Consider the following 23085-nt stretch of genomic DNA (forward strand, 5'->3'; position numbering starts at 1 on the left):
TAAATTTTAACAACGTTTTATGCCTGTATTGCAGCAATACCAGGTAGGGTTTTACCCTCTAACATTTCGAGCATGGCACCACCTCCTGTGGACACATAGCTCATTTTTGGCTCTAAACCGAATTGTTTTACGGCTGCTACCGAGTCGCCACCCCCAACAAGCGAGAATGCTCCGTTTTTGGTAGCTTCAGCAATAAATTCGCCTAGTGTTATTGTACCTTTAGCAAAGGTTTCCATTTCAAAAACGCCTAACGGTCCGTTCCATAATATTGTTTTAGAATCTAGTATTACCTGCCTAAGGTTCTCTAACGATTTTGGTCCTGCATCAAGCCCTTGCCATCCGTCTGGAATTTCGTTAGTGTTAACCACCATAGTGTTAGCATCGTTTTTAAAAGCATCGGCAGCCACAACATCTACAGGTAAGTGTACTTGTACGTTTTTGGCTTTGGCTTTTTCTAATATTTCTAACGCCAGTTCCTGCTTATCGTCCTCACAAATAGAGTTTCCTATTTTTCCGCCTAATGCCTTTATAAATGTAAAGGTCATACCACCACCAATAATTAGGTGGTCTACCTTATCCAGTATATTCTCGATAACGGTAATTTTAGACGATACTTTGCTTCCGCCCAAAACTGCTGTAACAGGTTTTTCGCTATTTTTTAATACCTTGTCTAAACTTTCAATTTCTTTAGCAAGAAGCGCACCAAACACCTTATTTTTTGGGAAAAACTTTGCCACTATTGTTGTAGAGGCATGGGCGCGGTGTGCTGTACCAAATGCATCGTTTACATAAACATCGCCTAGTTTGGCTAATTTTTCGGCAAAAGCCTCATCGCCTGCTGTTTCTTCTTTATAAAATCGGAGGTTTTCCAACAGCAAAATTTCGCCCGCTTTTAGGTTCGCTGCGGCTGTTTCGGCATCAGTACCAATACAATCGTTTACAAAATGTACTTGTTTTCCTAAAACTTCACTTGTTTTATCTACTATATGTTTTAGAGAGTATTGGTCTTCTTTCCCTTTAGGTCTGCCCAAGTGGCTCATTAAAATAACACTACCTCCATCGTTTAAAATTGTATCAATTGTTGGTTTTGCTGCCTCAATGCGGTTGGCATCGGTAACGTTAAAATGCTCGTCGAGTGGTACATTAAAATCTACTCGTATTAATGCCTTTTTACCTGCAAAATTAATATCAGAAAGCGTTCTCATCTCTATACGTTTATTTAGGTTTTTGTTTGAAGAAAACAAATATAACTTTTTATGTTTTATGGTGTATTGATTGCAGGTATAAAATAGATTGGGATTGTTTGGTCTGCCTTTTAATAACCGCCATTCGGGGCATGAAGCAACCTGTTAATGCCTAGTAATACTATCCTGTATTTTAGATTACTTTGTTGTGCCTCCTCGTAACGACGCATTGGTCATTGCGAGCGTAGTGTAACGGAGCGCAGCAATTTAGTTTGTTCGTTGCTCCAAGAACAATCAATATAACGTACCTCAACAGATTATTTCGTTATACTTCCTCCTAATGACGCATTGGTCATTGCGAGTGCAGTGCAACGGAGCGCGGCAATCTACCTGTAACAATCAAAAGATTGCTTCGTGCCTCGCAATGACAGTACGCAGCAGCTTACAAATATTGCTCAATCTCAAAATACAAATCCTTCCATTCTGGGTTTAGCTTTTGGATTAATGCAATCTTATTCGCTCTCGAGCCTGCTTTTAGTTGTTTTTCTCGTGCAATGGCATCTTCTATCATCTGAAAGGCTTCAAAATAAACCAGTTTATTAAGATTATACCGTGCAGAAAATGAATTTGCGTAACGCTTGTGCTTGTGTTCTTTTATACGTTCGTGTAAATCAGAAGTTACACCTATGTACAATGTGGTATTGGTATAATTGGTAATAATGTAAATGTAACCAGGTTTCATTCAACTTATATATTTTGGTACAATGATAAACTAAAGTAATAAAAAGATTGCCACACTCTATTATACTACGCCTGCAATAACACGAACTGTCATTGCGAGGCACGAAGCAATCTGTTTTGTAGTTAACAAGAGCATCGTGTAGTGAGTAGATTACTTCGTCGTACCTCCTCGTAATGACGCATTGGTCATTACGAGTGTAGTGCAGCGGAGCGGAGCAATCTACTACCCTCTTTTTAAAGATTGCTTCGTACCTCGTAATGACAAACGAAATCATAGTACATACGTGAAATTGCCCTATATTTGTGCTATGCTTTTCTCAGAAATTTTAGGACAGGAACATATTAAAAGCCACTTAACGGCAAGTGCCGATGCTGGCAGAATACCGCATGCACAACTGTTTGTGGGGCCTGAGGGTTCGGGTACATTGCCTATGGCAATTGCCTACGCACAATATATTTTGTGCAGCAATGCCAACGGAGAAAACAATGGCGGTAACGATGCCTGTAACCTAAAGTTTAGCAACCTATCGCACCCCGATTTGCATTTTGTGTTCCCTGTAGCACCTAATAGCGAGGTAAAAAGCCACCCCGTAAGTGCCAATTTTTTAAAGGCTTGGCGCGAGTTTGTAACCCAAACGCCCTACGGTAGCCTTTTTGACTGGTACAACAAAATTGATATTGCCAAAAAGCAAGGGCAAATTGGTGTTGATGAAGCGCAGGAAATTGTAAAATCGCTTTCGCTGAAAGCCTATGAGGGCGGCTATAAAGTGATGATTATTTGGATGGCAGACCGTATGAATATCCCTACTGCCAACAAGCTATTAAAGTTACTAGAAGAACCACCCGAAAAAACGATTTTTTTACTGGTTACCGAAGATGAAGATAATATACTACAAACAATAGCATCGCGCTGCCAAGTACTGCATTTTGGCGGGTTAAGCGAGCAGGCTATAACAGATGCCTTAGTTACTCGTGAAAATATGTTGCCTGCTAATGCCAAGAAATTAGCCCACCAAGCACAGGGCAATTACAATAAGGCTTACCATTTAATCCATAAAAAAGGTGATGAATACCCTTTTGAGGAGTGGTTTGTGCAATGGGTACGCGCTGCCTTTAGGGCTAAGGGTAATGCTGCTGCCATACAGGATTTAATTGTTTGGAGCGAACAAATTGCTGGTATTGGGCGCGAAGCGCAAAAGCAATTCCTCGATTTTTGTATTACCATGTTTAGGCAAGCACTCATGCTCAACTATCAGGCTAAGGAATTGGTTTATGTTGAGCCTACTGTGGAGAAATTTAAACTGGAAAATTTTGCTCCGTTTGTAAACGGTAACAACATCAGTGGTATCTTTACAGAACTTTCGGATGCTATTTATCATATAGAGCGCAACGGAAATGCTAAAATTATTTTAACTGATTTATCTATTAAATTAACACGACTAATCCATAAAAAATAACAACCATGACTTATGCAGCTATAATTGCCGTACTACTATTTTTGGCAATAACATTTATACAATCGGGCTACGATAAAGCTACAGATTGGAAAGGGAATATTAATTGGCTTAAAGGACACTTTGCCGATACATTTTTAAAGGACCAAGTGCCTTTGGCACTACTTATTATCCTTATAATGGAAGTAATTACAGGGTTTTTCTCGTTAATGGCAATTATAAAACTATTGATGTTTGACGATCCTTATTTTGCATTCCTAGCAGCGTGTTTCTCGTGTGCTACACTCCTAATGTTACTTTTAGGGCAACGTGTTGCTAAAGATTACGATGGCGCACGTACCATTGTAATTTACTTTATCCCAACAGTGTTATTACTAGCTTGGTTATAATTTAAGATTATTGGATTTATTAGATTTTCAGACTAATCGTTAGCTAAACTAGCTCGGTATAACCTAAGTTCGCCCCAAGTAAATTGGTCGCCACTCTTTTGTTTTATATCTGTTAGGGTTTGCCCTTCTTTAAAATCGGCAAAAGCAGCCTTTAAGGCTTCTATTTTATCGTTGGGTAAAGCATCGGTTACTTTTACCTTGCCCTGCTGTATTAAGCCTGCAAAATGGCTTTGTATGGTGGTTTCGGTAAGTTTACGTTTAGCAGCAATTTCGGGTATGGATAGCTTTTGTTGCCAGAGTTCAAAAGTTTCTTCAAGAGTCGATTTTTTAGGTACTTTAGGCTTTTTCTTTTTAGCAGTATAGCGTTCTGTATAATCGTCCTCAAAAGCATCATCCAAAATGGTGGGTGCGGCAGGCATTGTTTTACGAATGGCTGCCACCTTATCTTTTTTATACGATTGTATTTCGGGCGATGTTAGTTGCTGTCGGTTTATCTCCACCCCTGCTGCTACGGCTTGCATTAGTAATTTTGCTCGCATTAACTGGAGTACGGTAGTGGTTTGTATATCCTCGAGTTCGGCAAGTTCTTCATAAAAACCTTTGGCTTTGCGTTGGCGTTTTATTGCTTCCATCTTGCTTACTATCTCGGTTGCTAAACCATCTAACGTAGGGAAAAAATAATTGTACGCTGCCATTACCCTTTCTTTTACAAATTCCATATCAGTAGCTGGATTCCGAAACAAACTACTAAGCTGGTTAACAAATTTAGCTGCGGGGCTTAGTAATTTATGTATTTTATCGTCTTGCTGTTGTGCCCATTGCCTATGGCTGCTTTTTAGTGCTTTACTCCCCTCATGCAAATAACTCATTTTGTGTTTTTGCCATGCTTCGGCGAGTTCTTGCCAACTAAAACCACTTTTTAGGAAATCGAATATATAACGCTTTGTTTCTTGTTGTAACGATGCCTCCAAATCGTCCTCTTTGGCTTTTGCCGTAGCATAATTCATTACATCGGCATCGTTTAGTATGCCATTCATTTGCATTGGGGAGAGCAATACAAGCCCCTGTAACGAACGCAATCGGGATAAGGCTACATACGCCTGCCCTGGCATAAAAACACGCGATACATCCAGCACCGCTTTATCAAACGTTAAGCCTTGGCTTTTGTGTACGGTTATTGCCCAAGCGAGCTTTAACGGGTATTGTACAAACGTACCCATTATATCTTCTTTTATTTCTTTGGTTTGCGGGTCCACGTAGTAGCGTATGTTTTGCCACTCGTATTTTTCGGCTTCTATGGTGCGGTTCTCCTCAGGAAAATGTACTAATATTTCTCCTTCGGATAACGACTCAATGATTCCAATTTTACCGTTATAGTAGTTTTTATCGGGCGAGGTATCGTTTTTTACAAACATTACCTGCGCACCTACTTTTAGTTGTAACTCTTCCTCTACGGGGTATATCTTTTCGGGGAAATCATCTACAATTTCGGGGAAATAGGTATGTACTTTACCCTTTAGGTCGTTAAGCGCGTTGGCATTCATAGCATCTGCCTTAGCATTGTGCGTGGTAAGGGTAATGTAGCCCGTATGCTGGTTAACATCAAAATTGGGGTTTACAAACTGGTTAAGTATTTGTAAATCGTCTTTGGTTATAACGTTATTCCTTAGGTTGTTGAGTACGCCTATAAACTGCTCGTCGGTTTGGCGGTATATTTTGCTAAGCTCTATGTATAAGGGTGGGCTTTGCTGCACTACATGCGAGTGAAAAAAGAATTTACCGCTGTAAAACTGCTTTAGTACCTCCCACTCCTCGTTACGTACAACGGGGGGCAACTGTAATAAATCGCCTATATAGAGTACTTGTACACCGCCAAAGGGTTGTTCGTTTCGGCGTACGCTTCGTAACATAAAATCAATGGCATCCAGTAAGTCGGCACGGAGCATACTAACCTCGTCTATCACCAATAATTGCAGGTTTTGCAGTATGGTTTTTTTGTCTCCTCGCATTTTAAAATGCCTGCGTAGGGTGTTTTTGGTTTCGAACTTTACCCTATCGGAAAATTGGGGTGGGTGGTTTGCATCGGGTATAAACCCCGCAAAGGGCAACTGAAACATGGAGTGTATGGTTACCCCACCTGCATTTAGGGCTGCTATGCCCGTTGGTGCCACTACCACCACATTTTTATGGGTGGTTTTTATAATTTCCTTTAACAATGTGGTTTTCCCTGTACCTGCCTTACCTGTTAGGAATATTGACCTATTGGTTTGGTTAATAAAACGTAGCGCATATTGGGCAGTTGTGGATAAGGATTGCATAGGTGTGTACTAAAGCCGAAAAATAAGGATTTTTTAGGCTTTAGTACACAAAAAAACCAAATAATACCCAACTGCCTTTGCCCTTAAACTTTGGTAGCTATTGCTGTTTTAAATGTATTTATAAGGTGTTCTTTATATGCCTGCTTATACTCATCTACCATTTGCTGGGTTACATTTTTTTCTAAGTCATGGAAATGGATGCCGTTTATCTTTTCTAATGATGCAAACTGATTCATTTTATGGAAACCGAACAGTACGCCGTCATCTACGCTTTTCATATCAAAAAACTCACCAGGAAGTGTAAATGATGTTTTAGGAGCGTTCCACGTGGTTGTTACCATGTATTTTCTGCCTTGCAGGCTTCCTCCTGTACCATAGTTAACATCAGGGTTATAATTTTTACGCCCGTCGCTGTAGTAAATTCCTTTTTTGTGTCCTGCCGTAAATACCACATCTATATACTCTTTCAGCTTATAGGGCATAGAAAACCACCAAACGGGGAAATGATACATAATAACATCTGCCCAAACGTATTTCTGTACCTCTTCATCGGGGTTATACGCTTCATTAATGTCGGTTACCTTCAACTCAAAACCGTTTTCCTGTGTAAAAAAGGCTATATCCAGCGCTGTAAGTGTTTTATTGAACTTACCGCCCGAGTGCCCAAAGTGCTGTCCTCCGTTAATTACAAATATTTTTGCCATGTTTCTTTTGCTTTACTAATTACAGGGACAAAATTAGAGTGCATCAATCACTAATAAAAATAATGTAAATTTGCATAAAGTATAATAATTATTATAGTGAAAGCTAATCTTGAGTGGTTCAGAACTTTTAGGGCGATATACGAAACGGGAACAATGAGCGGTGCCGCCAAGCAATTATATGTTTCGCAACCGGGTATAGGGCTGCACTTAAATGCACTGGAAGCTTATACAGGGTTTCCTTTATTTGAGCGTACTGCCCGAAAAATGATTCCTACAGAAAAGGGTAAGCTTCTTTATCAGCAGATGATAAACTCATTGCTATGTATGGAAGATATTGAAAGCCGTTTTCAGCGCAAATCTGGTAACGACAGGGCTACTGTAAATGTGGGGATGTGTGTAGAAACTTTTCAGCAAGCACTGGAAAAACATATTCCTGACTTTGGGTTTAATTTAATTATGCAGTTTGGCAATAATGACGCGTTGATTCAGGCATTGGAACACGGTTCTGCCGACCTGATATTAACTACCTCTACCACACTTGCCAATAGTTTAATTTATAATCCTTTTGCCACAGAACGGTTTATAGTGGTGGCAGGAAACAGTACTGATGTTTCAGCATTTGAGCGTTTGGATAAAAGCAACAAAAATGAGGTGATGGGCTGGCTGAAATCGCAATTATGGTACAGTACTGCTGCTGATATGCATGTTTTAAACCTGTTTTGGGAAAACAACTTTAACGAACGCCCTAATTTTTTACCTAACTACATTGTTCCCAATAAGTTTTCTATAATCAGATGTTTATCAAAAGGAAAAGGTATTGCCATTTTACCCGATTTTTTGTGTAAAGAGGCAATAGATAACCAAGAGGTATTTAAGATATGGGAAGGCTATAAACCCCTTACAAATATACTATATTTTGGCAAACGCAAGCAGTCTTTACTTATGGACGAAATAAAGTGTATTGAAGCTATATTATTCGGCGAATTTGGAAACGAAATAAAGGGTAATCCCGAAACCATTAAATAAAAAAAGCGAGATATAAATATATCCCGCTTTAATCTGTTTATATAAAAATTATTTTTATTCCGCTGCAACTGGATCTTCTTCTTTAGCCTCAAGAGTTCCTTCTGTTTTTGTAGCTCCGTTTTTGTACCTGTCGTTTAATTCTTTAAGGATAACATCGGTAATATCGTACTCCTCTTTTCCGTATAATATACTAGCAGCATCGCCTGTACCATACACATAGTCGTAGCCTTCCTTTTTGGCGTACTCCTTAATGTAATCTTTCATCTGTATAATAATGGTATCACGTTGTACACCAAATTCTTTTTGCAACTGCACGTACATACTTTCTTGCTTAATACCTAAATCACGCTGTCTTTTTTGTAGCTCTTGGTATTTCAACTCTGCCCACTGCATTCCTTTCGATTTTGCTTCGTTCTGGAAGCTCGCAGCGTCAAGCTCTAACTGGCGCCCTTCTTCTGTAAGTTCACGCTCCATCTCCGCCTTTTTTATATTTCCTTTAGACTCCCAATCTTTCAACTCCTCGTATTCATTCATTAACTCTATCGTATCGATATAAGCCGTTTTTAAACCTGAAGTTGATGTAGTTTCTTCTTTACAAGAAATCATGGCAAAGGCAGCAGCCAAAAGTATAAGTGATTTTTTCATTTTCTGAATTTAGTTGTTTTAAAAATTTCGACAAAAGTAATAATTACTTCCTAAACTACAACACAACCCTTTTTATTGCTTTTTATTGTTATTTCAGTACTATAAGTTTTACTTATTGTTTTTTAAATTAAAATAGCTGTAGTAAATTAAAATAGGCTTTTTATTTTGCGCGCTGCTTTATTTTTGCTTTAAAGCTAATGGTAATTGTTATTGGCAAGTACAAAACGCGCTTAAATAGTCTTATTTTGCGTTTTGGTTGTTTTTTATGATGTAAATGTGCGATGAGTACTCCGAATTTTGTTTTCCTTTGATGTTGGACTTTAATCCGACCCAAAATCCTTTTACAAAATTCATTTTTCCTGTTTTGTATTTTTCCGATAGTAAACTCACATAAAAACTATCAAACAGCATGGGGCGTATTTTTACCACCTGCATGCCCTGCATACCAAAAAGTTTTTTGATGGCTGTTTTACTAAAATGCCATAAGTGTCTCGGCACATCGTAGGCTGCCCAATACGTACCATAGTATTTTGCATCGTACGATTTAAAGTTGGGTACTGCTACAACAATAACGCCATCGGGTTTTATAATACGCTTTAGTTCGGTTATTTGTTTTGCTACATCGGGTACATGCTCTAAAACGTGCCATAGGGTTAAGGCATCCAACGAAGCATCTGGAATACTAGCCAAATCATCAGTAAATACCACACCTTTATTTTGTGCTATGTTTTTGGCTTTTTGACTCGGTTCTATACCCGTTATATCCCAACCGCTTTGTTTGGCTGCTAGTAAAAAATCGCCTGTACCTGCGCCAATATCCAGTAGCTTTCCTTTTTGGGGTTTAAATTGTTGTACGAGTTTTATTTTATCACGAAGTGCTTTTTGCTTTACAGTGTGGTACAGTTTCTCAAAAAGGGAACGCTTACCATCGGTATGCGAAATGTAATCGTCGCTCTCATAATAACGCCCTAAATCTGATGCGCTGGGTTGCGGATGTGTTTTTAAAAGTTGTAGTTCTTCGTTACATAATAAATCGAATGTTTCGCCCGAAACCGAGTGATCTTTTACAGTACAATAAATGTTGGCGTTGGTAAAGTCCATTTAATTATTCAGGTATTCGTCCTTTAATCGCTTTAGGTAGTTTACGGCAATGTTTTGAAACAACGAATCATCCGCTAGGCAATCGTCATTCGATTCATTAATCATCGATAGGCATATAAATTTAGCCATAGATCCTCTAATATTGGCATCTGTTTCGGCATTGGTAACAATATACTCCGAAGTATCAAAATACTTTTCTACCTCTGCATTTTCGTATAAAAAAACTTTGTATCGGCTGCCCTCTACGGTTACCCAATAGCTCACATCCCGATAACTGCCTACATTGTACTTATCGGCTAAAAACTGCTGAAACGGAATGTTTCTGGGGTTGTTCTCAAACATAAAGGCGGTTAAGCCCTGCTCCTTGCCTAATATTTCTTTTCCGTTGTTGAGCAATATATAATCGGTAATCTCTACGGTACGCCGTTGTGTAATGCACGATGTAGCAAACGCGAGCATAAAAAACAGCAAAAACCCTCTTTTAAAAAGGGTTTTTGTAGTATGTTTCACGTGGAACATCATCGTCCCATGTGTATTAATAGTACCGAAACATCACTTGGCGATACACCGCTAATGCGGGATGCTTGCGATATGGTAACGGGACGTATGTTCTTTAATTTTTCGCGTGCTTCCATCGAGATGGACTTGATTCCATCAAAATTGAAGTTTTCTGGAATTTTTACGTCCTCTAGCCTATTGAGCTTATCGGCATTGTTTTTTTCTTTTTCGATGTAGCCTGAATATTTTACTTGTATTTCGGCTTGCTCTATTACTTCGTTATCCAAATTGTGTTCAGCAATGTATTCCTTTACCTTATCAAAAGCAACAATATCGTTGAGTTCAATTTGTGGTCGTGAAAATAGCTTGAACATTTTATCGGACTGCGTCATTAACGACGAGTTTTTAGCCTCCAATATTGGGTTAGCTTCTGCAGGGCTAATACTGGTTTCTTTAAAAAAGTGTACAAAAGCATCACTTTGGTCGCGTTTGCGTTCCATTCTGCGCAAGCGTTCTTCATTAGCCAAACCTATCTCGTAGGATAATGGCGTAAGCCTAAAGTCGGCATTATCTTGTCGTAACAACGTACGGTACTCCGCACGCGACGTAAACATCCTATACGGCTCTTCTGTGCCTTTTGTAATCAGGTCGTCTATCAGTACGCCAATATAAGCTTCGTTACGTTTTAGTATAAAGGGGTCTTTATCGTGTACTTTTAAGTGGGCATTGATACCTGCCATTAAACCTTGCGATGCTGCCTCTTCGTATCCTGTTGTACCATTTATTTGCCCTGCAAAATATAAGCCCTCTACTAACTTTGTTTCGAGGGTATGCTTCAATTGTGTAGGCGGAAAGTAATCGTACTCTATGGCATAGCCTGGTCGGAAAAACTTCACGCTCTCAAAGCCTGCTACTGATTTTAATGCTTTGTACTGCACATCTTCGGGTAAGGAAGTAGAGAAACCATTTACATACACTTCTACGGTATTCCAGCCTTCGGGTTCTACAAAAAGTTGATGCCTGTCTTTATCGGCAAAGCGATTAATTTTATCTTCGATAGATGGGCAATAACGGGGTCCTAAACTTTTAATGCGTCCGTTGAACATGGGCGAACGGTCGAAACCTTCGCGCAATACATCGTGTACTGCTTCGGACGTGTACGTCATGTGGCAGGAGCGTTGGTGTGTTAAGGGTTTTGTTATATCGAGATACGAGAACTTATCGGGATTTTCGTCGCCAGGTTGTTCTATCATTTTAGAGTAATCTAAGGAGCGTCCATCTACACGCGGTGGTGTACCTGTTTTCATTCTGCCCGCTTCAAAACCTGCCTTTACTAAATCTTCGGTAATACCAAACGATGCTCCTTCGCCTGCTCTACCACCACCAAAGTTTTTATCGCCAATATGGATTAATCCGTTTAAGAATGTACCATTGGTTAGCACTACGGTTTTGGCTTTTATGGTTAAGCCTAACGATGTTTTTATACCTGTTACTTTACCCTTTTCGATAACAATACCCGAAACCATTTCTTGATAAAAATCGAGGTTATTGGTTTGCTCTAACATCAATCGCCACTCTTCGGCAAAGCGCATTCGGTCGCTCTGTACGCGCGGACTCCACATAGCGGGTCCTTTGGATTTGTTGAGCATCCTGAACTGTATGGCTGTTTTATCGGATACTATACCCGAGTAACCACCCAAAGCATCTATTTCACGTACTATTTGCCCTTTGGCAATACCGCCCATAGCGGGATTGCACGACATTTGGGCAATGTTTTGCAAGCTCATAGTAACCAACAAGGTTTTAGAACCCATGTTGGCAGCAGCAGCAGCAGCCTCCGAACCAGCGTGCCCTGCACCTACTACTATAACATCATATACATCCTGAAACATTTATTCTCCTTCTTTTTATTTGTTGTTCCACGTGGAACTTTTTGTATATCGCACTCTAAAAATTAGTTATGTGTTCCACGTGGAACACATAAATGCCGGAACAAAACAACCTAACGTTCCACGTGGAACATCTGTATTTTCTCTTCCTCTTTACTACGCATTAGCGCAGCGTCATCTTCTGCTTTATCTTTGTAACCACAGTAGTGTAACACTCCATGTGCCATAACGCGTTTTAGTTCTTCTGTAAAAGCTACACCGTACTCTGAGGCATTATCACGCACCCGCTCTACCGATATAAAAATATCGCCGCTAATGAGGTTGCCCATCGTATAATCAAAACTTATAATGTCTGTTAAGGTATCGTGGTTTAGGAACTCTATATTTTTCTGGAGCAAGTAATCGTCATCGCAAAAAACATAGTTTATTTCGCCCGTAGTTTTCTCTTCCGATGTTATTACACGCTCAATCCAATCTTCAAATTGGGCTTCGTTATCCAGCTCAAAATCGGTTTCGTAATTAAAACTAATCATCTTTCCTAAAATAGGTTTGCACCCTTTGGTTAAAATTCGGGCGCAAAGGTAAGGCTTGGCGGTTTAATATTTCAACACTATTTAAATATTCTTTTAAGGCTTCGGGCAACTGTTTTACCTGACTGTTAAACTCCTTACGGTTGGTTTGCGACTGCCTTTTCTTCTCTTCGCCCTGCTGTTGTATGGCTTTATCGAGTTTTAAAAGCTCGTGTTTTAGGTTTTGCATGCGCTCCATGGTTTCGTTACGGAAACCTTTGTTGAGCAACTGCTTTTCTATTTCTTTCATTTGGCGCATGGCGTTCTGCCCTGCTTTGCCCAAACCTTCTTTCTCTAGGGCTTTTTGTAAGGCTTCTCGAAGTTGTTGTTGCTCTTTATAAATTTCAAGGAGTTTTCCTGCATCGCCTTCCGAGCCATCTTGCCCTTCGCCCCCTTCGCCTTTACCGCCAGGTCCTTCGCCGTTGGGTTTGCCTTGTTCGCCTTCTTGTCCTTCCTCGCCTTCCTTTTTACCGTCTTTCATACCCTTTTTCATCTTCTCGGATAGACCTTCTTGCTTCTGGATAATATCGGGTAGCTGCATACCCTGCCCCTGCCCTGGCATGGGTTTGCCCATACCTTGCCCTTGTAGTTGCATTTGCATGCTGTTAAGCATATCACTAAGCATGTCCGCTAGTTTATTTGCCGATGTTACCGCATATTGCTGGCTCGATACGCCACGTGGTACTTGGTTATCGGCAAGGTCGGTTAAGGCTTTGTCCATATAATAATGTACTTCGCCTACCTCCTTAGTAACTTCTTCGGTAATTTTTGGATTACGAAGCGATAATGCAAAGATACTATCGTCTACATGGCGGAATTGTTGTTTTAAATCTTGTTGGCGTTTTAGGTATTTACTAAACGATGCCGAGCGTGAGGTGCTAACTTTAAATTGCTCCATTACGTCTTCTTGCGAGAAAGAATATGCTAGTAAGTTATCTAATATCTGGCGGAGCATTTTTACATCTTCCTGCATCATTTCCATATCGGCACTCATCATCATTTGCATCATTTTGCCACCCATTTGTTTCATCTTTTCGCCTGCCGATTTTTGCTTGGGTTTGGCTGCACCTTTATTTTGTTTTTGCAACTCCTCCTTTGCCTTTTCCATATCTTCCTCTATGTTTTCCTCCTCCAATTCGTCGGTAGGTAAATCCATAGGTTTTTTAAGCTCTTCATTCTGCTTTTCGAGTTCGCGCATCTCTTCTTGCATCTTATCAAACTCCTTATTAATGTCCTCTTGCTTTTCAGCAGAATTCTCTTTATCGTCGGCAAGTTGCTCCTGCTTTTCGCCTAACTTTTGCAATTTATCCGCAAGTTGTTCGGCTTTTTTCTCTACATAAAAACGCTTGGTAAGCTCTACCAGTTGCTCTAAATTTTTAGTTTGATTCTTCGCTTTTTGTTTGAATTTATCAATCTTTTCAGCAAGTTCTTCTTTCTTAATTTTATCGGCAAGCTCTTTAAGTTCGTCCAGTAGTTTTTTGTTTTTCTCTGCCTCTTCTTCATTCTTATCAAGACGTTTCATAAGTTCTTCTTTAAACTCGTCTTTCTTTTCGGGGTTAAACTGTTCCAAGTTTTCTTCTAATTTCTTAGAAAACTCTTTCATCATATCTTCCTGCTGCTTTTGCCTGTTGATGAATTCCTGAATTTTCTTTTGGTCTTTAAAATCAAGCTCCGTTTTCTCCTTGTTCATTTTACGGAGTTTATCTAACTCAGTAAGTTGCTTGTCTTGATTTTTAATCGACTTTTCGAGGCTATTTATATTGCTGTTTTGCTCTTGCAATACTTGTTGTTCCTTTTCGTCTGCAGTTAACTCTCTATTCGAAAACACAGACGATTTTGTACTTTTATAATTATGTACGGCATCGTTATCAAACACTTCAAAGTAATATTCGTAATTAATACCTGCTTTAATATCCAATCCTTCGGGGAATGTATATACAAAGCGGTCGTAGGTGTCTTTTTGTACGGGTATAGTAAATTTTTTAGCACTATCGGGGGTATCCTGCGGATAATAGACCAATCGTAACTTGGTAAGCCCATAATCGTCGGATACTTGCCCTACCAATACCTCTTGCTTTAGCTTTAAGCTATCGGGTGCGGTATTAACTGTTATGGTTGGGTATTGATCTTTTATAGTGGTTATTTGGTACTGTAATTTTTCGTGATGCTTTACTTTTTTGTTAGATGTAAGTATCTGATATTCAGTATTATTGTATATGTTTTTAGTCAGTACAAAATCGTTCGCCGTGTTCTCAAAAGGAACAATTCCCTTATCCGAAGCCCACTCTACACCCGTAGTTGCTAATGCTTTAACTTTCCATGTAACTTTAGTGCCTTCGGGTACTACGGCATTACCTGTACCGCGCACAACCTCATCAGTTTTGCGCAGGTAGTTAGGATAATCTAATACCATCTCGAAATTGGCAATGGTAGGTACAGCAATTACATTTAGTTGGTACGGTTGCGATATTACATTGTTAGCCGTAAGCTGAAATAAAATATCTTTTGATGGCTTCTCAAACGTATATTCAAATACACCCGAACCTGTATTTTGCAAGTAATAGTTCTCCTTACCTATGGTTATCATGGCATTTTCAGGTATTACATTACCCTGCGTACGTACTTCGAGCTTAAAATCTTTGTCCTGTTGTGCCGTAAGGTTTTTATTTACCAGCACAAACTCAAACGGTGCGGGGGGTGCATAATGTTTATCGTAGTGCACTACCCTATCAAAACTTTGGGTAATAACCCCGCTGTTACCGCTTATCATAAAAAATAAAATAAGCAATAAGGGTACGGCGGCATAGGGTACGTATTTTACATTCTTTTTAAAACTAACGGCATTGGTAAACGGTACAGGTTGCAGGCTGTTTGCCTTTTGCTCGATGGAAGCAGCAAGTAGCTCCGATTGGTACGATTCGCCACTAAGCTGCAAAAAGTTAGTTAGCTTATCGGAAACCTCCGTAAAATGATTCCCGATAATTGCCGATGCTTGTTTATAGTCGATACCCTTTTGTAGTTTAAACAATTTAAACAATGGGAAAAGTATAAACCGAAACAATAAAAAGGCTTCTACCCCGATAAACACCCAAAACAATGCGGTACGCCCTGTTTGGGGCAACCACAAAAAGTATTCTATTAGTAGGGTTACTATAAAATACAGCAAGCCAAGACCCACAAAAAAGATACTCCCCCGAATAAGCTCGTTGGTGTAATACTTTTTTATAAAGTCCTCCAGCTTTTGATATATACTATTTTTTGCTTCCAAAGTATTGACGATTGTTAATAACCCATAAAATTACAATTTATATTGGATAGATAAACGTTAAATATCGGTTTATATGACAGATAGCCCTGCCACGAAATTGTTAATAACTCTGGTATTAGTGAAACAGCAGCAAAATATCTGCCATAAATAGCTACAGCAAAAAATTACATAATTGTATCTTTGCGCCAAAACTACATTACAATGTCAAGACAAGTACGTGTGCGTTTTGCACCGAGCCCCACAGGACCGTTACATATAGGCGGTGTACGCACAGCCCTTTTCAACTATTTATTTGCTAAAAAGCACAACGGTATTTTTTACCTAAGAATTGAAGATACCGACCAAAACCGCTATGTAGCAGGTGCCGAAGATTATATTGTAGAAGCCCTAAACTGGTGTGGTATTCCGTTTGACGAGGGTATAGGTAAAGAGGGCAAGTTTGCACCCTACCGCCAAAGCGAACGCAAAGGTATGTACCAAAAATATGCACAACAACTTATTGATAGCGGTTGGGCGTACTATGCTTTTGATACTGCCGAAACATTAGACGCTGCACGAAAGGAAGCCGAAGGCAAAGGCGAAACATTTATGTACAACCATGCCACACGCGATAATCTGGACAACTCGTTAAACATTTCTGCGGAAGCAACACAGCAGCGTATAGCCAATGGCGATGCTTATGTTATCCGTTTTAAAATGCCTGTAGGCGAAACCCTGCAGCTAACCGATATGGTACGTGGCGATGTAAAGTTTGAAACGAGCCTGCTAGATGATAAGGTATTGTTTAAAAGTGATGGTATGCCTACGTACCACCTTGCCAACATAGTAGATGATTACTTAATGGAAACCAGCCATGTAATTCGTGGTGAGGAATGGTTGCCTTCACTCCCACTCCACGTACTTTTATACAAAGCATTGGGTTGGGAAGCACCCGAGTTTGCCCACCTACCGCTAATACTAAAACCCGTAGGTAATGGTAAACTAAGCAAGCGCGATGGCGATAAATTTGGTTTCCCTGTGTTCCCATTGGAATGGAATGCTCCCGACGGAAGTACATCTATGGGGTACCGCGAAGAGGGCTACCTGCCCGAAACCGTAATTAATTACTTAGCTTTATTAGGTTGGAATCCCGGTAACGACCGTGAATTTTTTACTTTAGAAGAATTAATACAGGAGTTTGACATTAATAAAGTACAAAAAGGCGGTGCCAAGTTTGACCCTGACAAGATAAAACACATTAACAAACACTACGTACAACAAACCGATAACAGCATACTGGCTGCACACTTTACAAAAGTGCTTGAGGAAAAAGGCATTACCATGCCTATGGATAAGGTTACCGAAATTGTAGGCTTGGTAAAAGAGCGTGCTGTATTCCTTAATGAGCTGTGGGATTTAAGCGATTACCTTTTTGTAACGCCAACAAGCTACGACGAAAAAGCAGCCCAAAAACAATGGAAAGCTGATACAGGCGAAATACTAACGGAGTTGGTTACCGTACTGCAAAATACTACTGATTTCTCGTCGGCTAACACCGAGAGTGTTACCAAAACATGGATGCAGGAAAAAGAGTTGGGTATGGGCAAAGTAATGCCACCACTCCGCTTAAGCCTAGTAGGTGCCATGAAAGGCATACACGTATTTGATATTATGGCATTACTAGGAAAAGAAGAAACCCTTAACCGAATTAACAAAGCCATTAACACACTATAAAGCGCACTTAAAACCTCCTTAATCGGGAGGTTTTTTTATAAGCCTGCATGTTATATAGCAACAGTATGTAACATTTATGATTATTTACATACCTATAACGTAACAGAAACGCTATTTTTAACAATCAAATTAAAAACACTACAACCATGGAAAATATTGGCATTTATTTATTTCTCTTTCTCGCCGTTATTATTTTACTACTATCGTTTTTTACGGTAAAGCAACAAACGGCTGCTATAGTAGAGCGTTTCGGGAAATTTAATACCATTCGTAATGCAGGTTTACATTTAAAAATACCTGTTATCGATAAAATTTCGGGGCGTATTAACTTAAAAATACAGCAGCTTGATGTTATCATCGAAACCAAAACGAAAGAAAATGTATTCGTAAAAATGAAAGTTTCGGTACAGTTTAAAGTACTACAAGAAAAAGTATACGAGGCTTTTTACAAGCTAGAATATCCGCACGATCAAATTACATCGTACGTATTTGATGTAGTACGTGCCGAAGTGCCGAAGTTAAAACTGGACGATGTTTTTGAGCGTAAGGATGATATTGCGATAGCCGTAAAACGGGAATTAAACGAGGCAATGACTACGTATGGCTACGATATTATTAATACGCTTATTACAGATATTGACCCTGATATTCAGGTTAAAAATGCGATGAACCGTATTAATGCCGCAGATAGGGAGAAATCGGCAGCAGAATACGAAGCAGAAGCATCGCGTATTAGAATTGTGGCTAAAGCAAGAGCAGAAGCAGAAAGCAAAAGACTACAGGGACAGGGTATTGCCGACCAACGTAGAGAAATTGCACGCGGATTGGTGGAGAGTGTAGATGTGCTAAATAAGGTGGGTATTAACTCACAAGAGGCCTCTGCCCTAATTGTAGTAACACAACACTATGATACGTTACAATCTATAGGGTCCGATACCAACTCCAACCTGATATTATTACCCAACTCGCCACAAGCAGGTAGCGAAATGCTAAATAACATGGTAGCATCGTTTACGGCATCCAACCAAGTGGGGGAAGCAATGAAACGTGGTAATGAAGAGCGATTACAGCAACAAAATGCAAAAACGCAACAGTTACCTCCTGAAATAGCACCTGAGGATAACTACGATGATGCTATTGACGATGAGAATGAGAATAAACAATAATAAAAAAGCCCGTTATACAACGGGCTTTTTTTTATTTGAATATCCTTTTAATAAGTAGTGTAAGTGCTACGTTTTTTAAAGGTTTGGCTAAAGCAGCGGCATAGCCTATAATTTTAGCAGGCGTAGACCCTATTAGGTTTTTAGCTTCCAAACTATCTTTTGTTGCCTCAAATTCTTTCTTAAACTTTAAGTGCGATATGTCGCGCTCGATTTTAAATATCTCAAGATCTTTATTAATATCGGCGAATGACTTATATTCTTTTCTCAACTCCATACAAATTAATCTTCATCACTCAAAAGTATCTTTGAGAAGTTAACAATTAGTGGTTTTTCAACAATTTCATTTCTAAATTTGTAAGCAATAAATGTTACTATTAGATAGAAACCTCCAACAATAAAGAAGCCTAAACCGTAGCTATCTAGCGCCGAGCCTATAAAAAATGCTAAACCAAACGAAAAGAAAAATAGTACTAAAAGTAATAGTACCCCAATCATAACAGCTTTAACAACTGCTGTATTAGTTTTAATGAACGTTTTAAATAACAGTAGCTTATAATATTTTAAGTTGGCACTTACTACATCTTCACCACGGTCTTTAAGTGTTCCAAAATTTTCTTTTACGTCTTCAAAAGCCATATTGCTGCTTATAAGTTAGTTGATGGTGTTTTGGTATGCAAATTTTTATTTGCGTGCAAGTCTTTATTGGTCGACTTTAATGTTTCTAATTTTCTTTCTAACGTAGTAATAATATCGTCTTTCTTCTCCTCTACGCTTGCTACAAGTCTATCAAAACCTTCTTCAAGATTTTCTTTAGATGAACCAAACTTATCCTTTACTTGGTGCGTAAGCTCATCAATTTTATCTTTTAGCTCGTCGCGTTTTGCATCGTAACCATCACGAAGCTTTTTTCTTGTTTTACTACCCTCTTCAGGTGCAAATAAAACTCCTACTACTGCTCCTACCGCAGCTCCTGCAAGTGCAGCAACTAAAACATCTGATTTACCAGCCATAATTTATATTTATTTAATTTATCGTTATTTATTTTTGTAAAGGTATGTACTTTAACATTTGTTGCATGTTAAGATGTAGTTAATTGAAATATAAAGTATGTAAAAGCTAAACTATTAGCATTTGGTGGCATTTTGCTTACTAAGGCAGTACATAGCATTATTTGCTTTAAAAAACGCACTGTAAAAGCTTTATATAAAGCCATTTTTAATAAATAACACTTATTGGTACTTGTTAGTAGTATTACAAAAATTAATACTAAACAAACAGCCTGCAATAGCAGGCTGTTTATAAGTAAAATGTATGGTTGTGTATTTTATTTGCTTTCTACTTTTGCCCAAGTATCCCTAAGCCCTACTGTTTTATTAAAAACAATTTTTTCGGGTGTGGTATCGCGGTCTACACAAAAGTAACCCAGTCGCTGAAACTGGTATTGCTCGCCCTCTTTGGCTTTTTTTAGGCTTGGCTCCATATAGCCTGTAATTACTTTTAAAGAGTCGGGGTTAATGTATTCTTTAAAATCTACCTCTTTATCGCCATCAGGGTTTTCGTGGGTAAATAACCTGTCGTATACGCGTACCTCAGCAGGTATAGCGTGTTGTACCGATACCCAATGCAAGGTACCCTTTACTTTGCGCATACTGGCTTCGGTACCACTACCACTACGGCTATCAGGGTCGTACGTACAATGTATTTCGGTAATGTTACCTTTTTCATCTTTTACTACGCTTTCGCCTTTAATTATATAGGCGTTTTTAAGGCGCACTTCTTTCCCTAAGGTAAGACGGAAGAATTTTCGGGAAGCTTCTTCTTTAAAATCTTCACGCTCTATGTACAGTTCTTTAGCAAAAGGTACTTTTCTAGATCCTGCGCTTTCGTCCTCAGGGTTATTTTCGGCATCAAGCCATTCCTCCTCCCCTTCTGGGTAATTGTCTATAATAAGTTTTACGGGGTCTAGCACCGCCATTACACGGGGTGCTATTTTATTTAAATCTTCGCGTACGCAAAATTCTAAAAGCGAAACATCTACTAAATTGGTGCGTTTTGCAATACCAATGGTATCGGCAAAATTACGTATTGCCATTGGGGTATACCCTCGGCGGCGTAAGCCTGAAATGGTAGACATACGTGGGTCGTCCCACCCTGTTACATGCCCCTCTTGCACCAATTGCAATAGTTTACGTTTGCTTACTACGGTATGGCTTAGGTTTCTGCGGGCAAATTCACGCTGTTTTGGGCGTGTTTGTGTAGCATCGTAAACGGTATCTAAAAACCAATCGTAAAGCTCTCTGTGCATGGCAAATTCCATAGTACAAAACGAATGCGATACACCTTCGATGTAATCACTCTCGCCATGCGCCCAGTCGTACATGGGGTATATGTGCCAGTTACTGCCTGTACGGTGGTGCGATTTGTTTAAAATACGGTACATAATAGGGTCGCGCATTAGCATATTGCTAGACGTCATGTCTATTTTAGCCCTAAGTACATGGGTGCCTTCGGCAAACTCGCCATTTTTCATTTTCTCAAAAAGTTCCAAGTTTTCCGCTACAGGTCGGTTTCTAAAGGGGCTGGCTGTACCATGTTGTGTAGGTGTACCTTTTTGTTTTGCCATTTCCTCGCTGCTTTGGCTATCTACATAGGCAAGGTCGCGTTTAATTAAATCTATAGCCCAATCGTATAATTGCTGAAAATAATCAGATGCATACCGTTCTTCTGCCCATTCAAATCCAAGCCATTCTACATCGCGCTTAATAGCATCTACATATTCCTGCTCCTCTTTGGCTGGGTTGGTATCATCAAAACGTAGGTTTACGGGTGCGTTGTATTTTAGCCCTAAACCAAAGTTTAGGCATATAGAGCTGGCATGCCCAATGTGCAGGTAACCATTTGGCTCTGGTGGGAAACGAAAACGGAGTTTGTCCTGTTCAAATCCTCGTTTTAAATCTTCTTCTATGATCAGCTCAATAAAGTTAAGCGATTTCTCTTCGTTTGACATATACAATAGGGTTGTTTAAAGTAGTGCAAAGTTATTTAAAAAAAACTGATATAAATTGACGCCTTTAAAAGATTTAAACTGCGGTATAACGCTTAGAAATGTTTATTTTTACATTAGGAAATTTACAGGATACGATGGGAATAATACGATTACAGGACATACGCACCTTTAGTTACCATGGGTGTTTGGTGGAGGAGGCTAAAATAGGCTCGGACTACTTGGTGAATTTGGAGGTAAAAACGGATTTGCGTAAGGCTAGGCATACGGATGATTTGAATGATACGGTTGATTATGTACACCTAAACAGCATTGTGGTTGAGGAAATGGCTATACGTGCCCAATTGCTGGAGCATGTGGCAGAACGGATTATTAAGCGTATTTTTGAGGAGCTTGCTGCGGTATCTCGAATTAAAATAGCCGTATCTAAGGTAAACCCGCCTATTGGTGGCGATGTAGCTGCGGTTACGGTACAAATTGAGGAATACCGCAACTAGTAAGAAATACTAAATTTTAGGGTAAATTTGTTGCGATAGTCCAAAATATATGTAAATTTGCCATCCATAAAAATGGCATCGTGGCCGAGTGGCTAGGCAGAGGTCTGCAAAACCTTGTACAGCGGTTCGAATCCGCTCGATGCCTCTACAAAAAAAGCTGTTACTAAAAAGTAACAGCTTTTTTTATTTGGGTGTATATGATATATTCTATTCGTCTGCTTCTAACTGATCCATTACAAATACTCTTTCGGACGGCGACCATGCTTGTGCTAACAGGGCTATACCAAAAATCATGAGTATAATGCTTATTACTTTTTTAATTTTAAGTATGTTGCCTGCTGTTAACTTGCTACGCAGTTGTTTGGCTAGTAGTATTTTAAAAATATCGGTAATAAAATAGGCTGCTAGTATGGAGGCAAAAAATACAGCCATTCTGCTTTTTTCCATATCCAATTGTGGTCCTACTGTTATTAGTATTGCCAACCAAAACCCGAGTACGCCTACGTTGATAAAATTGAGCAAAAAGCCCTTTAAAAAAAGCCCCAAGTAATCTTTTTTCATGATTTCTTTGGACTCGCTTTTTTTTATCATTTCGTTTTTGCCTACCCGCTTTTGCTTTATAAAGGATATTAGCCCGTAGGTAAGCAGTATTAGCCCGCCAAATACAAATAGTGCAGGTTCGTCTTTAATGCTTTGTATAAGCCTGTAGCTGCTAAAATAGGCAATGCAAATAAAAACCAAGTCGGCAATTACTACCCCTATATCAAATGTTAGGGCTGCTCTAAATCCTTTTACAACACTGGTTTCAAGAAGTACAAAAAATACAGCCCCAGGCATAAAACTAAGCATAAATCCTAATGGTAGCGCCGCAAAAATATCGTCAATCATTCAGTATCAAAATAAGAAACTGCAAGTTAAC

At 39.3% G+C, this 23085-nt stretch carries 21 protein-coding genes and 1 tRNA gene; 7 read left to right on the forward strand and 15 right to left on the reverse strand.

The genetic code is table 11. The annotated features are described in order from the left end of the window. Window positions 1-17: 17 nt before the first annotated feature. Both K1I41_RS03785 and K1I41_RS03790 read right to left on the reverse strand, forming a co-directional pair. Window positions 18-1205: a phosphoglycerate kinase gene (locus tag K1I41_RS03785; protein ID WP_220641355.1), complete on the reverse strand. Its 1188-nt coding sequence runs from the start codon at window positions 1203-1205 to the stop codon at window positions 18-20. 421 nt (window positions 1206-1626) lie between these two features. Continuing rightward, the gene (locus K1I41_RS03790) at window positions 1627-1926 is read right to left on the reverse strand and encodes a GIY-YIG nuclease family protein (RefSeq protein WP_220641356.1); all 300 of its coding nucleotides are present in this window, start codon (window positions 1924-1926) and stop codon (window positions 1627-1629) included. A gap of 307 nt (window positions 1927-2233) precedes the next feature. Here K1I41_RS03790 and K1I41_RS03795 point away from each other — a divergent pair, with 307 nt between their 5' ends. Further along, window positions 2234-3382, forward strand: coding sequence for a DNA polymerase III subunit (locus K1I41_RS03795; RefSeq protein ID WP_220641357.1), 1149 nt, complete (start codon window positions 2234-2236; stop codon window positions 3380-3382). A gap of 5 nt (window positions 3383-3387) precedes the next feature. Further along, window positions 3388-3768 carry a DoxX family protein gene (locus tag K1I41_RS03800; RefSeq protein WP_220641358.1) on the forward strand — a complete coding sequence of 127 codons (381 nt, stop codon included), beginning with the start codon at window positions 3388-3390 and terminating at the stop codon, window positions 3766-3768. Between the two features lie 32 nt (window positions 3769-3800). On the opposite strand, the gene K1I41_RS03805 is transcribed toward K1I41_RS03800, so the two are convergent. Further along, entirely contained in the window at window positions 3801-6086 is a 2286-nt protein-coding gene (locus tag K1I41_RS03805) for a helix-turn-helix domain-containing protein (RefSeq protein ID WP_220641359.1), read from the reverse strand. Between the two features lie 83 nt (window positions 6087-6169). Further along, window positions 6170-6790 carry an NAD(P)H-dependent oxidoreductase gene (locus tag K1I41_RS03810; protein WP_220641360.1) on the reverse strand — a complete coding sequence of 207 codons (621 nt, stop codon included), beginning with the start codon at window positions 6788-6790 and terminating at the stop codon, window positions 6170-6172. A 96-nt stretch (window positions 6791-6886) separates the two neighbouring features. Here K1I41_RS03810 and K1I41_RS03815 point away from each other — a divergent pair, with 96 nt between their 5' ends. Beyond that, a complete protein-coding gene (locus K1I41_RS03815) occupies window positions 6887-7816 on the forward strand; it encodes a LysR family transcriptional regulator (protein ID WP_220641361.1) in 930 nt (309 codons plus the stop codon). A 54-nt stretch (window positions 7817-7870) separates the two neighbouring features. On the opposite strand, the gene K1I41_RS03820 is transcribed toward K1I41_RS03815, so the two are convergent. From K1I41_RS03820 to K1I41_RS03845, 6 genes are all read right to left on the reverse strand, one after another. Then, complete coding sequence (locus K1I41_RS03820; protein WP_220641362.1) at window positions 7871-8461, reverse strand: OmpH/Skp family outer membrane protein; 591 nt, start codon at window positions 8459-8461, stop codon at window positions 7871-7873. 240 nt (window positions 8462-8701) lie between these two features. After that, the gene (locus K1I41_RS03825) at window positions 8702-9562 is read right to left on the reverse strand and encodes a class I SAM-dependent methyltransferase (RefSeq protein ID WP_220641363.1); all 861 of its coding nucleotides are present in this window, start codon (window positions 9560-9562) and stop codon (window positions 8702-8704) included. Then, window positions 9563-10084, reverse strand: a complete 522-nt coding sequence (locus K1I41_RS03830; RefSeq protein WP_220641364.1) for a hypothetical protein — start codon at window positions 10082-10084, stop codon at window positions 9563-9565. It abuts the gene before it with no gap. Next, on the reverse strand, window positions 10081-11952 hold the full coding sequence (gene mnmG, locus K1I41_RS03835; RefSeq protein WP_220641365.1) for a tRNA uridine-5-carboxymethylaminomethyl(34) synthesis enzyme MnmG: 1872 nt from the start codon (window positions 11950-11952) through the stop codon (window positions 10081-10083). Before mnmG ends, K1I41_RS03830 begins: the two co-directional genes overlap by 4 nt. A gap of 110 nt (window positions 11953-12062) precedes the next feature. Continuing rightward, window positions 12063-12482 (reverse strand): rRNA maturation RNase YbeY, encoded by a 420-nt coding sequence (gene ybeY / locus K1I41_RS03840; RefSeq protein ID WP_220641366.1) that lies wholly within the window; start codon window positions 12480-12482, stop codon window positions 12063-12065. Continuing rightward, window positions 12475-15786, reverse strand: a complete 3312-nt coding sequence (locus K1I41_RS03845) for a coiled-coil domain-containing protein (RefSeq protein WP_220641367.1) — start codon at window positions 15784-15786, stop codon at window positions 12475-12477. The genes ybeY and K1I41_RS03845 overlap by 8 nt, the downstream gene beginning before the upstream one ends. 201 nt (window positions 15787-15987) lie before the next feature. Here K1I41_RS03845 and gltX point away from each other — a divergent pair, with 201 nt between their 5' ends. Next, on the forward strand, window positions 15988-17499 hold the full coding sequence (gene gltX, locus K1I41_RS03850; protein WP_220641368.1) for a glutamate--tRNA ligase: 1512 nt from the start codon (window positions 15988-15990) through the stop codon (window positions 17497-17499). Between the two features lie 146 nt (window positions 17500-17645). Next, a complete protein-coding gene (locus tag K1I41_RS03855; protein ID WP_220641369.1) occupies window positions 17646-18665 on the forward strand; it encodes an SPFH domain-containing protein in 1020 nt (339 codons plus the stop codon). A 31-nt stretch (window positions 18666-18696) separates the two neighbouring features. Here the strand turns inward: K1I41_RS03855 and K1I41_RS03860 are convergent, their stop codons facing one another. From K1I41_RS03860 to K1I41_RS03875, 4 genes are all read right to left on the reverse strand, one after another. After that, complete coding sequence (locus K1I41_RS03860) at window positions 18697-18939, reverse strand: DUF6327 family protein (protein ID WP_220641370.1); 243 nt, start codon at window positions 18937-18939, stop codon at window positions 18697-18699. Between the two features lie 5 nt (window positions 18940-18944). Beyond that, entirely contained in the window at window positions 18945-19301 is a 357-nt protein-coding gene (locus tag K1I41_RS03865) for a competence protein (RefSeq protein ID WP_220641371.1), read from the reverse strand. Between the two features lie 8 nt (window positions 19302-19309). Next, window positions 19310-19675, reverse strand: a complete 366-nt coding sequence (locus K1I41_RS03870; protein WP_220641372.1) for a YtxH domain-containing protein — start codon at window positions 19673-19675, stop codon at window positions 19310-19312. Between the two features lie 314 nt (window positions 19676-19989). Beyond that, entirely contained in the window at window positions 19990-21672 is a 1683-nt protein-coding gene (locus K1I41_RS03875; protein ID WP_220641373.1) for a glutamine--tRNA ligase/YqeY domain fusion protein, read from the reverse strand. Between the two features lie 134 nt (window positions 21673-21806). Here K1I41_RS03875 and folB point away from each other — a divergent pair, with 134 nt between their 5' ends. Together folB and K1I41_RS03885 are read left to right on the forward strand one after the other, a co-directional pair. After that, the gene (gene folB / locus K1I41_RS03880) at window positions 21807-22166 is read left to right on the forward strand and encodes a dihydroneopterin aldolase (protein WP_220641807.1); all 360 of its coding nucleotides are present in this window, start codon (window positions 21807-21809) and stop codon (window positions 22164-22166) included. A 74-nt stretch (window positions 22167-22240) separates the two neighbouring features. Beyond that, window positions 22241-22311, forward strand: a tRNA-Cys gene (locus K1I41_RS03885). 62 nt (window positions 22312-22373) lie between these two features. Here K1I41_RS03885 and K1I41_RS03890 read toward each other — a convergent pair. Beyond that, window positions 22374-23054, reverse strand: a complete 681-nt coding sequence (locus K1I41_RS03890; RefSeq protein WP_220641374.1) for a LysE family translocator — start codon at window positions 23052-23054, stop codon at window positions 22374-22376. Window positions 23055-23085 lie beyond the last annotated feature (31 nt).

It is taken from the genome of Flavobacterium litorale, assembly GCF_019613795.1.
In the GTDB taxonomy this organism is placed as follows: Bacteria; Bacteroidota; Bacteroidia; order Flavobacteriales; family Flavobacteriaceae; genus Flavobacterium; species Flavobacterium litorale.

Bases quoted from the DNA above. Each gene is read 5' to 3' on its own strand.
- K1I41_RS03785 (WP_220641355.1), bottom strand. From the start codon at position 1,205: ATGAGAACGCTTTCTGATATTAATTTTGCAGGTAAAAAGGCATTAATA.
- K1I41_RS03790 (WP_220641356.1), bottom strand. From the start codon at position 1,926: ATGAAACCTGGTTACATTTACATTATTACCAATTATACCAATACCACA.
- K1I41_RS03795 (WP_220641357.1), top strand. From the start codon at position 2,234: ATGCTTTTCTCAGAAATTTTAGGACAGGAACATATTAAAAGCCACTTA.
- K1I41_RS03800 (WP_220641358.1), top strand. From the start codon at position 3,388: ATGACTTATGCAGCTATAATTGCCGTACTACTATTTTTGGCAATAACA.
- K1I41_RS03805 (WP_220641359.1), bottom strand. From the start codon at position 6,086: ATGCAATCCTTATCCACAACTGCCCAATATGCGCTACGTTTTATTAAC.
- K1I41_RS03810 (WP_220641360.1), bottom strand. From the start codon at position 6,790: ATGGCAAAAATATTTGTAATTAACGGAGGACAGCACTTTGGGCACTCG.
- K1I41_RS03820 (WP_220641362.1), bottom strand. From the start codon at position 8,461: ATGAAAAAATCACTTATACTTTTGGCTGCTGCCTTTGCCATGATTTCT.
- K1I41_RS03825 (WP_220641363.1), bottom strand. From the start codon at position 9,562: ATGGACTTTACCAACGCCAACATTTATTGTACTGTAAAAGATCACTCG.
- K1I41_RS03830 (WP_220641364.1), bottom strand. From the start codon at position 10,084: ATGATGTTCCACGTGAAACATACTACAAAAACCCTTTTTAAAAGAGGG.
- mnmG (WP_220641365.1), bottom strand. From the start codon at position 11,952: ATGTTTCAGGATGTATATGATGTTATAGTAGTAGGTGCAGGGCACGCT.
- ybeY (WP_220641366.1), bottom strand. From the start codon at position 12,482: ATGATTAGTTTTAATTACGAAACCGATTTTGAGCTGGATAACGAAGCC.
- gltX (WP_220641368.1), top strand. From the start codon at position 15,988: ATGTCAAGACAAGTACGTGTGCGTTTTGCACCGAGCCCCACAGGACCG.
- K1I41_RS03855 (WP_220641369.1), top strand. From the start codon at position 17,646: ATGGAAAATATTGGCATTTATTTATTTCTCTTTCTCGCCGTTATTATT.
- K1I41_RS03860 (WP_220641370.1), bottom strand. From the start codon at position 18,939: ATGGAGTTGAGAAAAGAATATAAGTCATTCGCCGATATTAATAAAGAT.
- K1I41_RS03865 (WP_220641371.1), bottom strand. From the start codon at position 19,301: ATGGCTTTTGAAGACGTAAAAGAAAATTTTGGAACACTTAAAGACCGT.
- K1I41_RS03870 (WP_220641372.1), bottom strand. From the start codon at position 19,675: ATGGCTGGTAAATCAGATGTTTTAGTTGCTGCACTTGCAGGAGCTGCG.
- K1I41_RS03875 (WP_220641373.1), bottom strand. From the start codon at position 21,672: ATGTCAAACGAAGAGAAATCGCTTAACTTTATTGAGCTGATCATAGAA.
- folB (WP_220641807.1), top strand. From the start codon at position 21,807: ATGGGAATAATACGATTACAGGACATACGCACCTTTAGTTACCATGGG.
- K1I41_RS03890 (WP_220641374.1), bottom strand. From the start codon at position 23,054: ATGATTGACGATATTTTTGCGGCGCTACCATTAGGATTTATGCTTAGT.